The 12,202-nt window shown below is 70.4% G+C and carries 12 protein-coding genes and 1 pseudogene; 7 read left to right on the top strand and 6 right to left on the bottom strand.

What is annotated here, in order from left to right; genetic code table 11:
• Positions 1–22: 22 nt before the first annotated feature.
• Positions 23–657 (bottom strand): annotated as a pseudogene (locus BMZ82_RS34515) (sugar ABC transporter permease); the annotation flags it as partial.
• A 410-nt stretch (positions 658–1,067) separates the two neighbouring features.
• Between BMZ82_RS34515 and BMZ82_RS34510 the strand changes: the two are divergent.
• Together BMZ82_RS34510 and BMZ82_RS34505 are read left to right on the top strand one after the other, a co-directional pair.
• On the top strand, positions 1,068–1,940 hold the full coding sequence (locus BMZ82_RS34510) for a polysaccharide deacetylase family protein (RefSeq protein ID WP_256252269.1): 873 nt from the start codon (positions 1,068–1,070) through the stop codon (positions 1,938–1,940).
• A gap of 266 nt (positions 1,941–2,206) precedes the next feature.
• The gene (locus tag BMZ82_RS34505; protein ID WP_093781347.1) at positions 2,207–2,905 is read left to right on the top strand and encodes an SDR family oxidoreductase; all 699 of its coding nucleotides are present in this window, start codon (positions 2,207–2,209) and stop codon (positions 2,903–2,905) included.
• A gap of 63 nt (positions 2,906–2,968) precedes the next feature.
• Here the strand turns inward: BMZ82_RS34505 and BMZ82_RS34500 are convergent, their stop codons facing one another.
• The gene (locus BMZ82_RS34500; RefSeq protein ID WP_093781346.1) at positions 2,969–3,340 is read right to left on the bottom strand and encodes a nuclear transport factor 2-like protein; all 372 of its coding nucleotides are present in this window, start codon (positions 3,338–3,340) and stop codon (positions 2,969–2,971) included.
• Between the two features lie 24 nt (positions 3,341–3,364).
• On the bottom strand, positions 3,365–4,147 hold the full coding sequence (locus BMZ82_RS34495; RefSeq protein ID WP_371271345.1) for an SDR family oxidoreductase: 783 nt from the start codon (positions 4,145–4,147) through the stop codon (positions 3,365–3,367).
• 85 nt (positions 4,148–4,232) lie between these two features.
• On the opposite strand from BMZ82_RS34495, the gene BMZ82_RS34490 reads away from it, so the two are divergent.
• Both BMZ82_RS34490 and BMZ82_RS34485 read left to right on the top strand, forming a co-directional pair.
• Entirely contained in the window at positions 4,233–4,739 is a 507-nt protein-coding gene (locus BMZ82_RS34490; RefSeq protein WP_177244804.1) for a winged helix-turn-helix transcriptional regulator, read from the top strand.
• Between the two features lie 126 nt (positions 4,740–4,865).
• Positions 4,866–5,060, top strand: a complete 195-nt coding sequence (locus BMZ82_RS34485; RefSeq protein ID WP_093781344.1) for a hypothetical protein — start codon at positions 4,866–4,868, stop codon at positions 5,058–5,060.
• A gap of 67 nt (positions 5,061–5,127) precedes the next feature.
• Here the strand turns inward: BMZ82_RS34485 and BMZ82_RS34480 are convergent, their stop codons facing one another.
• The 3 genes from BMZ82_RS34480 to BMZ82_RS34470 all read right to left on the bottom strand — a co-directional run bounded on the left by BMZ82_RS34480 (position 5,128) and on the right by BMZ82_RS34470 (position 9,234).
• Positions 5,128–6,096 carry a D-alanyl-D-alanine carboxypeptidase family protein gene (locus tag BMZ82_RS34480; protein WP_093781343.1) on the bottom strand — a complete coding sequence of 323 codons (969 nt, stop codon included), beginning with the start codon at positions 6,094–6,096 and terminating at the stop codon, positions 5,128–5,130.
• Between the two features lie 108 nt (positions 6,097–6,204).
• The gene (locus BMZ82_RS34475; protein ID WP_093781342.1) at positions 6,205–7,953 is read right to left on the bottom strand and encodes a transglycosylase domain-containing protein; all 1,749 of its coding nucleotides are present in this window, start codon (positions 7,951–7,953) and stop codon (positions 6,205–6,207) included.
• Positions 7,954–8,043: 90 nt separating this feature from the next.
• Complete coding sequence (locus BMZ82_RS34470; protein WP_177244803.1) at positions 8,044–9,234, bottom strand: sigma factor-like helix-turn-helix DNA-binding protein; 1,191 nt, start codon at positions 9,232–9,234, stop codon at positions 8,044–8,046.
• Positions 9,235–9,346: 112 nt separating this feature from the next.
• Here BMZ82_RS34470 and BMZ82_RS34465 point away from each other — a divergent pair, with 112 nt between their 5' ends.
• The 3 genes from BMZ82_RS34465 to BMZ82_RS34455 all read left to right on the top strand — a co-directional run bounded on the left by BMZ82_RS34465 (position 9,347) and on the right by BMZ82_RS34455 (position 12,122).
• On the top strand, positions 9,347–9,907 hold the full coding sequence (locus BMZ82_RS34465) for a SigE family RNA polymerase sigma factor (protein ID WP_256252268.1): 561 nt from the start codon (positions 9,347–9,349) through the stop codon (positions 9,905–9,907).
• Positions 9,897–10,658: a hypothetical protein gene (locus tag BMZ82_RS34460; protein WP_256252267.1), complete on the top strand. Its 762-nt coding sequence runs from the start codon at positions 9,897–9,899 to the stop codon at positions 10,656–10,658. The genes BMZ82_RS34465 and BMZ82_RS34460 overlap by 11 nt, the downstream gene beginning before the upstream one ends.
• 222 nt (positions 10,659–10,880) lie before the next feature.
• Positions 10,881–12,122, top strand: coding sequence for a serine hydrolase domain-containing protein (locus tag BMZ82_RS34455; RefSeq protein WP_093781341.1), 1,242 nt, complete (start codon positions 10,881–10,883; stop codon positions 12,120–12,122).
• Positions 12,123–12,202: the final 80 nt, after the last annotated feature.

Below are 12,202 nucleotides of genomic sequence, written 5' to 3'. Positions count from 1 at the left end.
ACGGGCACCCTCACTCCCGTCCTCACTCCCGTCCGCGTGTCTCCGCCGCGCGCCGGGCCAGGGAGTCGAAGACCACCGCCGTGTACAGCACCCCGCCGGTGATCATGATCTGGACCGGGGGGTCGACGCCGAGCAGGGCCATGCCCGAGGCGATCGACTGGATGATGAGGACGCCCAGCAGCGCGGACCAGGTCGAGCCCCGGCCGCCGAACAGGCTGGTGCCGCCGATGACGGCGGCGGCGATGGCGTTGATCAGCAGTATCCCGGAGCCGGGGACCTGGCTCGCCGAGGTGAGCCGCGAGGCCACGAACAGGCCGCCGACCGCCGCCAGCGTCCCCGACACCATGAACACGGAGATCCGTACGCGCGTCACGTCGACGTTCGCCCGCCGGGCCGCCTCCTCGCCGCCGCCCAGGGCGAGGATCTGCCGGCCGCAGGGCGCGTGCGGCGCAGGAACAGGTCCGAGACGACGATGGCGACCAGGAACAGCAGCAGCGCCAGCGGCAGCCCCTCGAACCGGCCCAGCACGTACACGGCGGCGAACGCCGCCACCGCCAGCAGCGCCGTCCGCGCCCAGATCTCGCCCACCGGCCGCTGCGGCATCCCGGCGGCGCCGCGCCGCCCGCGGTTGCGGTACGAGACGGCGAGGTACGCGGCGGTGGCGCTTCTCGATCAGGGGCCGGTCGAACTGCCCGAACCGGGAGACCCCGCCCCCGGGAAGCAACAGCCCGACGGTGAGACTGTCGCCGCCGCCGCTGCCTCCAGCCCCGCCGCCGCCCCCGCCGCAAGCGCCGACCAGTCCCAGACAGACGGCGACCGAGACCGCCGTCGCGGCACGGATGAGGGACCTGCCCATCAGAGCCATGTTTCGGTTCCTTAGAAATTTTGCCCGACTTTATCCCGTAATGGGTACATCCTGCCAAGCGTAGCCAAGCCCCCGGTGTGACCCCGCACGGAACCTCGGACATACGTTCGCCATCAAGCAACACGTACGGACTGAGACGTACGGCCTCGGACGCACGGACTGAGACGTACGGACGAACGCGGTGAACATGGGGTGGGGCGCGGTGGAGCACAGGCGGATCAAGAGGGCGGCGCTGGCCTGTCTCCTCCTCACGGCAGGCTTCACGACGTCCTGCACGGCGGAACACCCCAAGGACTCCCCGGACTCGTCCGCCTCGACCTCCGCTTCGGCCTCCGCATCGTCGACCGAGGCGGGTGCCCGCGCGGGCGCGCAGGCGGACGCGCTGGCGGCGGCCTACCGCAAGTGGGGCATCAAGCCGCTGGCGGCACCGCCCGCCCCGCCCGCGACCAAGCCGGTGGCGCAGGCGACGGCCGGCGCCGGGGGCGGGGTCCCGGTGATCAGTGACATACCGACCAAGGAGAAGATCGTCTTCCTCACGTTCGACGACGGGGCCGAGAAGGACCCGAAGTTCGTGACGATGATGCGGGAGCTGAAGATCCCCTTCACGATGTTCCTGACGGACGCCGCCATCCGTGCCGACTACGACTACTTCAAGCCGCTCCAGGGCCTCGGCGACAGCATCCAGAACCACACGCTGACCCACCCGAACCTGCGCACCCTGAGCGCGTCCGCCCAGAAGCAGGAGATCTGCGGCCAGCAACAAAAACTGAAGGACCGGTACGGCACCGCCCCCCGCCTGTTCCGCCCGCCCTACGGCAACTGGAACGAGGACACCCGGACCGCCGTCGCGTCCTGCGGCCTGGAGAAGATCGTCCTCTGGCGCGAGTCCATGCAGATCAAGAACATGCAGTACCAACGCGGCGACAGGAAACTCCACCCCGGCGACATCATCCTGGCCCACTTCCGAGGCCCGTCCGAACTCAAGGGCACGACGATGACCGAGATGACGGCGAACATGCTCCGCCACATACAGGACCAGGGCTTCACGGTCGCCCGCTTGGAGGACTACCTCTAGAGCCCGGGGCAGCGGCAGCGGCAGTGACGGTGCCGAGGCAGACACAGGCGCGTATTGCGCCGCCTCTTGTGCCGCTCCTTGCCGACCGGTTCCGCCCGGATCCGAGCCTGCCCGACCGCCTTGCCTGGACCCGCCGGAGGAGCAACTCCCAGGCGCTCACCGGCAGGAGCGGAGCCGTCGGAGAAATCCGGGAGCGAGCGTCGAAGATCGCTGGGTACAGTGCACGCGCTTTGGCCCGATGACCCCGTCGCCGAGGAGGCCGCCCCATGGACCCCGTCACGCTGATCACCGGTGGCTCGACCGGAATCGGCGCCGCCACCGCCCGCGCCCTGCTCAAGCAGGGCCACCGCGTGGCCGTCACCGGACGTGACGCGGGCAGGCTGGCCGCCTTCGCCACCACCGCGGGGGCGGGCGAGCGGCTGCTGACGATCACCGGCGACGCCGGCGAGGCGGATGACGTCGCCGCCGCCGTCCGTCAAGTGCTGGACACCTGGGGCCGGTTGGACAACGTCATAGCCAACGCCGGCTTCTCCCTGCCCGGCAACCTGGAGACCCACGCCCCTGAGGACATGCGCGCCATGATCCTCACCAACGTCCTGGGCCCCGCCCTGCTGGTCCAGGAGACCCTGCCCCACCTGAGGACCTCCAAGGGCCGCATCGTGATCATCGGCTCGGTCGCCGGCGTCCGCCACACCCCCGGCAACCTCTACTCCGTCACCAAGTGGGCCGCCCACGCCCTCGCCGAGAACACCCGCCTCCTGGTCGGCCAGGACGGAGTCGGCGTCACCGTTGTCGCCCCCGGCATCGTGGACACCCCCTTCTGGCACGCCCGCGGCGGCACCCCCGAGGCAGCCGCCACGATGACCGCCGAGCAGATCGCGGACACCATCGTGTTCGCCGTCAACCAGCCCGCGGGCGTGGACATCAACCACATCACGGTGCGGCCGACGGGGCAGATCGGCTGAGGCAGAGCTCCCAAGTGCCGTACGGGGAAGCGCCTTTGGCTTACGCGATCGACCGGCCAACCCCTAGGGCTCGATGACGAGGCGTTCGATGAGGTCGTCGTGCAGGGCGAACCGGTAGCGGAGGTCGACTGTGCCGCCGGGGAAGTCGCCTTCCAAGTGGTGTACGGCGACGTAGTGCGTGGCGTCGGTCCGCTCGGCGGCGGTGAGTTCGACGGTGTACGTGAACTCGGTCGCGACCCGGCTCAGCCATCCCTCGATCGCCGCGACGCCCTCGTACGTGGTGCCGTCGTCGACCACCGTGGCGTCGGTGGCGAACGAGGCGACCGCCGTGACGGTGTCGTGGACCCGGTGTGCCGCCAGGTAGCGGGTGATGACGTCGGGCAGGTCGTTCGGGTCGATGGTCCGGGGCTGGGACTTGGACTGGGACTGGGGCATGACGGTCCTTTCGGTGGGAGCGGTTCAGACGGTGGGGAGGGTGCCGCCGTCGATGACGTGGTCCGCGCCGACGATCGCCGAGGCGCTGTCGGAGACCAGAAAGGCGACCAACTCGGCGACTTCCTCAGGGCGGTTGGGGCGGCCGAGGGGGATACCGCCCAGCGAGTCCATGAGCCGGCCCAGCGCCGCGTCCTCCGGTATTCCGGCCTCCTCGGCGATCCGGGCGACCAGATGCTCGGCGGCGGCGGTCCGTACGAAGCCCGGCGAGACGGTGTTGACGCGGACGCCGTGCGGGGCGACCTCGTTGGCCAGGCCCTTGCTGTACGTCGTCAGCGCGGCCTTGGCGGCGGCGTAGGCCAGGGTGCCGTTCCACAACGGCATACGGGCCTGGATCGAGGAGACGTGCACGATCGCGCCCTTGCCGGCCGCGACCATGCCGGGCAGGAGACCGCGGTCGAGACGGACCGCGCCCAGCAGGTTCGTGTTCAGCTCCCTGGCCCAGTCCTCCTCGCCGAGCGCCGCGAACCCTCCGGCGGGCGACTCGGACCCGCCGACGTTGCTGACCAGGATGTCCACGCCGCCCATCCGGGCGTCCACCTCGGCGACCACCCGCTCAGCGCCCTCGACGGTGGACAGATCGGCGGCGATGAACGTCTTGTCGTCGTCAACGCCGCTGTCGGGGTGGTTGCGGGCGGTCACGAGTACGTCCGCACCAGCCCGGCGCAGGCGCTCCGCGATGGCCGCGCCCGTGCCCTTCGTGCCGCCGGTGACCAGGGCGCGCCGGCCTTCGAGGGATGCGGTGGTGATGGTCAAGGTGTCCGTCCGCCCTTCCGTACCGCTGTTGCTGCTAAAATAGAAGCTAATAACTTCGACTTTAGCAGTAACTGGGGAGATGGTCACGGTGGCGAGTCGCGTCAGGCTGGAGGACCGGGAGTGCCCGCTGTCCACCACGGTGCAGCATGTCGGTGAGTGGTGGACGCTGCTGATCCTGCACGACGCCTTCGACGGCTACACCCGCTTCGACCAGTTCCAGGAGAGCCTGGGCATCTCCTCCAGCATGCTCACCACCCGCCTCAAGTCCCTTGTGTCAGACGGCCTGTTGGAGCGCCGGCCGTACCAGACGAACCCGGTCCGCCACGAGTACGTACTGACCGACCTGGGCCGTTCCCTGCGCCCGGTCGTCGTGACCCTCGCCGCCTGGGGCAACTCCCGCCTCGCGCCGGAGGAACGCAGCATGATCCTCGTCGACGCGCACAGCGGGGAGGAGGTCGAGCCCGCGGTCGTCGACGCCAGGACCGGCCGCCGTCTCGACGACAGCGACGCCTACGTCTTCACGGCGGGTCCGGCCGCAAGCCCGGCCATGCGCGACCGCTATGCGACCCGGCCGCCTGCCAATTAGCCCTGTACGGCAGTAATTTGATCGTGACTCAACCCGCGACCGTAGGGTAATGTTCAGGTAAAGGGAAGTCCTGTGGCCTGGCCGAAGGCAAACCAGGCCGTCCGTAAAGGATCTGAGGAGGTAACGATGTTCGATCTCAGGACAGAGGCAGAGATGAGGCTGCATTCGGAAAGGACGGCGAGGGAACTCGCGCTGAAAAAGCAGCGCGAAAACGCCGTCGAGACCGAGAACCAGACCGAGAATCAGGCCGGGAACGGCGACGTCGCTCCTCACACGGAAACGACGGCCACGACGGCCACGACGGCCACGACGGCCGTGTAGTCAGTCCCCCCTATGAAGCACCCCCAGGCCGATGACCTGGGGGTTTGTCGTATTGGGGGCTGTCGGCTCAGCCGAAGTACGCCTTCTCGTTCACGTTGTACATGTAGTCGCGCCAGTGCGCCTTGATGTACGTGAACCGCGTCGGGTCGTAGCTCCACTGCCCGTCCAGCGAGGCCTCGATGACGTCCTCGTTCGCGCGGATGTAGTCCAGGACCGCTTCCGAGACCGGTGCGTACGACCAGTGCCAGCGCTCCTGGCTGATCGCGGGCGTGCCCGTGGCCGACTCCGCCGTGTACGTCTGGAGGAAGCCGAAACCGGCCGCGTTCGCGCGCAGCCACGCGTAGTTGGCGGACTCGGGGCCACCGTCCGCCCAGTCCTGGGGCGTCGTGTCGAAGAAGTCCGCGTCGGAGCCAAGGTGGTGGCGGGAGACACCGGGCGCGGTCGACGTACGGAGAATCTCGATCTGGCGCTCGTCGGAGGTCAGCGACTCCCACACCGTGCGGTGGGCGTCCTTGTCCGGGTCCCACTGCGGGTCGGTGCCCAGTTGGGCGGAGTACTTGGCGCGCACGTCGTCGACGATGATGCCGAAGGTGCCCGCGCCGCCCGAACCGGTGCGCAGGAAGTCGTACTTGCGGTCCCATATCGAGCGCTGCGTCGCCGCGGTGCGCACCCACGAGACGATGACCTTGTCACGGGCGACGCCCACACCGGCCGCGGCGGCGTCGGCCAGGCCGTTGACCTGGGTGTCCATCTCCGTCTTGAGGTCACCGGGGGCGGACCCCGTACCGGTGATCCAGGCGGCGACGGCCGTCGGGTCGGCGTCCTTCAGGACCTTCGCGACCGACTGCTTGCGGTAGTCGATCTCCTGCTGCGAGCTGAACGTCCGCGGCGGGACGGGGTCCGCGGCAAGGGCCGCCCGGCCCACCGCGGCCCCGCCGACGGCGGCCGCCCCGGCTGCGACCAGGCCGATGAAGCGACGCCGGGTGGGCGCCGTACGGCGGTGGGAGGGGACTGATTTGCTCTGCTTGCCGTGCATGGTTTCCCGTTGCTTCCCTGTCGTGGATCCGGCTGCGGACACCGGTTCCGTACACCGGTGGGCGGACGACGATTGCACAGGTGCGCTCCGCGCCGACAGAGGCAAATGTCACCGAACAGCGCGCGGAGTCGAACCCGCCCCCGTGGTGGCCAGTTGCCAGATCTGCGCGGCGGTGTCCTCGGCGGACTCGGTCGGTGCCGGTTTGCCGGGCAGTTGGGCGGGTACGGTCGTGTTCTTCTTCGCGCCGGGCCGGTCGGCGAACAGGACGACCGTCAGGGCGAGTCGGGAATCCAGGCTGGTGGACCACACGGTGCGACGGGTGACGCCACCGCCCGCCCCGCCGGTGAAGAGGGTCTGCGGAACAGACGTCGTAAGTGTCTCGGGGGTCTCGGGGGTCGCAGGGACCTCGCGGGCGTCGGAGGCCAACACCCCGTCCGCCATCTGGGCGTTCACGACGTAAGCGTCCATGTCATCCAGCGCGCGCCGCGTGTCGGGGTGCGCGGTGTGGACCGTACTCCCGCCCCGGGTGATCTTCGCGACCGTGTACGGGGTCGCGTACACGCCGTGCGCGGCGACGGTCGCGTACGCCGAGGCGAGCTTCAGCGGGGTCGGCGCGGCCGTCTTCCGCAGCGCGGCCAGCGGGGCGTCGAGCCGGATCTTGGCGAACGGATCCCACGCGGTCCCCGCCTCTACGGCGCCGTCCACCGCGTCGTTGAACGGCTGCCGCGCGTAGTCCGCACCGCCGTACAGCAGTCGTACGGCCCCGTCGCCGGGCTCGATCGCCACGACGGCGGTGTGCAGCGTGGTGCCCTTGCGGCCCTTGAGGTCCTTCACCTTCTCGGTGGCGGCGTCCTGGAGCGCCAGGTCGAAGGTGGTGTGCACGGTGTAGCCGCCGCGCGCCAACTGGTCCTCGGTGATGCCGAGTCGGTCGGCGGCCTCCTTCGCGGCCACGTCGATCATGTACTGCCGCTGCCCCTCGGTCGTGCCCGGCGGATAGAAACGGAACGCCGGGAACGCGGCCTCCGCGCGCTGCTTCGCCGTGATGTCCCCGCTCGCCGCCATCGCGTCGAGCACCCACTCCCAGCGCTCCTTGAGCGTCGCGGTCACCTTCGGGTCGGAGCCCGCCTTCTCGTAGTACGAGGGGATGTTGACGATCGAGGCCAGCGCCGCGCCCTGCGAGACGGTCAGCTTCCGGGTGTCCACGCCGAAGTAGTTGCGCGAGGCCGCCTGGATACCGGCCGAACCCCGGCCGAAATAAACGGTGTTGAGATAGCCCGCCAGGATCTCGTCCTTGGACCGGGTGCGATCGAGCTTGATCGCGATCAGCGCCTCGCGCGCCTTGCGCGACAGCGACTGCTCCGGGCTCAGCAGCGCGTTCTTCACGTACTGCTGCGTGATGGTGGAGCCGCCCTGCCGTTCGCCGCCGGTCAGCGAGGCCAGCACCGCGCGGGCGACGGCACGCGGCGAGACCCCGTTGTCCGTGCGGAACGAACGGTTCTCGGCCGCGATCACCGCGTCCTGGACATACCGCGGGACCTGCGACAGCGGCACCTCCTGACGATCGACGGGACCGCGTCTGCCCAGGTAGGAGCCCTTGTCGTCGATGAAGACGGTGCTCTGTGTGACGGTCTCCGGGTGCGGGTCGGGGATGTCCGTCATCCGGTACGCGACAACCGCCGCCGTGCACAGCGCCGCGATCAGCAGGAGGAAGGCGATGATCAGTCGTCGCACCAGGCGGCCCCGGGTACGGCGAAGGCGCAGCCGGAGCGGCACGCGTACGCGCAGACGCATCCGGTGCGAGCCGGCCGGACGTTTCGTGCGGGGCGTCGCTTCGTCGGCGGGCGGCGAATCAGGCATTTCGGACGGTTCGGGCACGGAAGGCCTTTCGGGAGGGGCGGGAGCGAGCGGTGCCACGAGCGGGGGGCGATGCCTGGGCGTGGGCTCGCATCACCCGCCGACATCGGTGCCGGTGCCGACAGCAGTCCCCGAGGCGTCGTCGGACCGCGCGACGACTTTCCCGGCCGCGTCGCGCACCGTGACGGTCGGCCCGTCCTCGGCGAGGCTCGCCTTCAACTCCGCCACCGGCAGCGGCGCGGGCGCGTACCAGACGCCCCAGCCAGGGCCGCCGGCCAGCGTGAGGACCGTGCCGGTGACCTTGCTGTCGCCGACGACGACCTCGACCCGAGCCGGGTCGGCGGCCAGTCCGCGGTACAGGCCCGACAGGAAGAACGCGCCGTTCACGGGCTCCAGTTGCACCGAGACACCCGGCTTCTCGCGCCCGGCGGAGCCCTCGCGGGCCGCCACGGCACGGTCCGCGTCCCGGCTGCGGAACTGGTTCGGCCGCCCCGGCGTCGACCAGTGTTTGCCGTCGGCGGTCAGCCAGACCTGCACCCCCGGCACGGCGTCCACCCGCTCGCCGGGCGCGACGATCCGCACCGGACTCGACGCCGTCCCGCCGACCACCCCGGCACCCGATCCGTCTTCGCCGCCGCCACCCCCGAACCGTCCGACGGCGAAAACGGCCGACGGCGCGAACACCAGCGCACAGACGGCCACGACCGCCCCGACCCGCCGCCGACGCAGGGCCCGCCCGCGCCGCTCGATGACACCGAGGGGCGCGGCGGACGGAACGGCGGACGGAACGGCGGGCGCTTCAGCGGCCTCAGCGGCCTCAGCGGCCTCAGCGAAGAGCGCGCGCAGCCGCCCCGCATCGCCCCCGCAGACCGCAAGTCCCCGCTGGGCATGGCTCCTGACCGCACCGGCCGAGCAGCCGAGCACCTGGGCGATCTCCCGCTCGCCCAGGCCCTCCCAGTGCAGCATCACGAGCACCGCCCGCTGCCGAGCGGACAGGGCGTCCAACGCCCCGTGGGGCAGAGCCCGTTGACGGCGCGCGCGGCGCAGATGGTCCTTGACGAGGGACCGCCGTACATAGAAGTCCACGTCGTCACGTGGTATTCGACGCCATCGCGCGTACACCCCCACCAGCGTGTCGCGCACCAGGTCCGTCGCCTCGCGCGGGTCGCCGGACAGCAGGTGCGCGGTGGTGACCAGCCGGGGCCAGCCCGCCTGCGCGTATGCGGCGAAGTCGGCGAAGTCGGCGCGGGGGCGCGGGCGGTGGATCCTGAGGCTCGTGTTCATCGTCTTTCCCGTGGGTTGTGTTTCGATGTGCGCGACGCGCGTGACCTACGGGACCTGTACGCACGGCGGGGGCGGCCAGGTTGCACGGGAATTCCAAGACTCCGGTGGGGGCATGACCGAGGACGAGTTCGACGCTTTCTACACGGCCGCGTTTCCCCGCCTGACCGGCCAGCTCTCCGCGTTCACCGGGGACCACGGCGAGGCGCAGGACGTCGTCCAGGAGGCGTTCGTACGAGCCTGGGACCGACGTAAGAACTTCCTCGCGGACGAGGCCCCCGAGGCGTGGATACGCACCGTGGCCATGCGACTGGCGGTCAGCCGCTGGCGCCGGGCGCGGCGCTGGCTTGAACTGGTACGCCGCACTCCGCCGCCCGAGTTCACGCCGGGACCCGGCCCCGAGCGCACGGCACTCGTCGCCGCGCTGCGCCAACTGCCCAAGGCCCAGCGGATGGCGATCGTCCTGCACCACCTGTGTGACCTGAGCGTCGAGCAGGTAGCCTCCGAGACGGGCGCCCCTGTGGGAACGGTCAAGGCCAGACTCTCCCGTGGACGGGCGGCGCTGGCAAAGCAGTTGGCCGTGGACGGCGTGGACGGCGTGGACGGCGTGGACGGCGTAGACCCCGGCGACGTGGTGGGCAGGCCGGTTCGGGAGGAGGGCGGCCGTGTCGGATGAACGAACCGGCGAACTGGCCGATGAACTCGCTGATGAGCGACGGGTCGACGACGACATGTCGGCCGAACTCTTTACCGCACTCGACGAGTTCGCCGCAGCCCACGAGACTCCTCCCCGCCTCACCGGCGCCGAGATCCGCGGACGTGCCGTGCGCCGGGGACGCCGCCGCACGGCCGCCAGACTGGCCACGGGCACGGCGGCCCTGACCCTGCTGACCTTCACCCTGACCCTGGGCTCCGCGACCTCCCCGAACGCCCCGGCCTCCCCGGCCTCCCCGCCGGACGGGAGCCAGCGTCAGCTTCCGGCAGCCACACCCCCCAACGCCTCATCACTCCCCACCCTCAGTGGGGCGCCGTCCCCCGGAGTGGCCGTGCCCGCGCCCCTTAGGGGCACGGTCGACCTCCGACGGCGCACCCTGACCGTCGGGGACCGGGTCATGCCGATGGCCTCGGACTTCGCCAACAGCCCCACGATCGTGGGCCCGATGACCGTGTACAAGAAGGACGACGTCAAGACGCTGACCCTCACCGACCCGACCGACGGATCCCTCTACACCGCGGAGGCCTCGTTCGCGGTCGAACTGCGCGACGCCAGGAACGCGCCGGTCTACGTCGGCATCGTCCGCTCCGACAACGTGAAGGACATCGGCAGGTACGACGTCGGCAGCGCCTGGATCGGCCTGGACATGACCAACGCCGTCTGGTTCTACAAAGCCGTACCGACGGGCAGCGTCCTGTCGGTCGCACCCTGACCCAGGAACGGACCTGACCCGCAGTCAGGTGTCGGGGTGCGGTCAGGGTCCGCTCAGGGACGTTCCTGATGAGCCGGACCATCGGACCGAACGAAACTCATGGCAGGGCCGGCCGGACAACCACCGCCCCGACCGACACCACTGCCACCGCGGCCACGGCCGCCACCGTTTCGGAGGGACCGTACTGTGAACTGCCCTACTACCCGCCCCCGTTGGTCCACGATGACCGCGTCAGCCACAGCCGTGCTGATCGCGTTAGCAGCGAGTACGGCCACCCCTGCCTCGGCCGCTACCACCACCACGACCAGCACCACTGACACCGCCACTGCAACTGCCACCACCACCGGCGTGCCGCTGCCCGGCCTCGACCCGGCCGAACTCACGGCGGCCATAAGCGGCCTGCCGAACGCGGACGTCACCGGCGCACTCGTGCGGATCACCGGCCGCGCGGGCCACTGGTCGGGCACCTCGGGCGTGGGCGATCTGGAGACCGGTGAGGGTGTCCCGTCCGACGCGCACATCCGGATCGGCAGCATCTCCAAGGTCTTCACCGCCACGATCGTTCTCCAGCTCGCCGCCGAGCACCGGATCGACCTGGACAAGCCGGTCCAGCAGTACCTGCCGGGGGTCCTGCCCGCCGATCTGCCGCCCGTCCAGGTCGGCCAACTGCTCAACCACACCAGCGGCCTGCCGCGCGTCGCCGCAAACGCGGACTTCGGCGACGGCAGCCCGGAATGGTTCGCCGCCCACCGCCTCAAGAGCTTCACCCCGCAGCAGGCGATCGACCTGATGGCGGGCCAGCCGATGCCGTTCGCGCCGGGCACGGCACAGCAGTACAGCGGGATGAACTACTACGTCGCAGGCCTGCTGGTCGAGAAGATCACCGGGCACACCTTCGCCCACGAGGTGCGCTCCCGCATCACCCGCCCCCTCGCCCTCCGCGACACCTACGCCCCCGACGCCGACGACCCCCGCCTGCCCACCCCGCACTCCCACGCCTACCTGACGGTCACCTCGCCGGACGGCACCAAGCACCCGGTGGACGTCACGGAACAGAGCCCCTGGCCCTGGGCCGAGGGCGGCATGATCTCCACCCCCGCCGACCTCGACCGTTTCATCACCGCTCTCTTCCGGGGCCGGCTCCTGCCCCCGGCCCAGCAGGCCGAGCTGTTCACCGTCCCCGACGTCCCGAACTTCCGCAGCACCCAGTGCCGCACCGAGACCGACGCGGGCCGGGCCTGCATGTCCATGGGCATCATGCGGGTGAAGGCCTCCAACGGCGTCGTGGTCTGGGGCAAGACGGGCTCCCGCCCCGGGTACACCAGCGGTGTCTTCGCCACCCGAGACCTCTCCCGCAAGATCGTCTACTCCCTCAACCCGACCAACCTCAACGGCACCGAGATGCCCTACATCCAACAGATAGCAGCAGCCTCCTTCGGCCCCCTGATCCCGGCGACGACCTGACACGGCCCCGCACTCGCGCACTCCCGTACTCCCTACTCAGGAGGACCTGAGTACGCACGCTCTGGGCGCAGACGACGGTG

It is taken from the genome of Streptomyces sp. yr375 (genome assembly GCF_900110755.1).
GTDB lineage: Bacteria > Actinomycetota > Actinomycetes > Streptomycetales > Streptomycetaceae > Streptomyces.
This window is presented reverse-complemented; position numbering and strand designations above follow the sequence as displayed.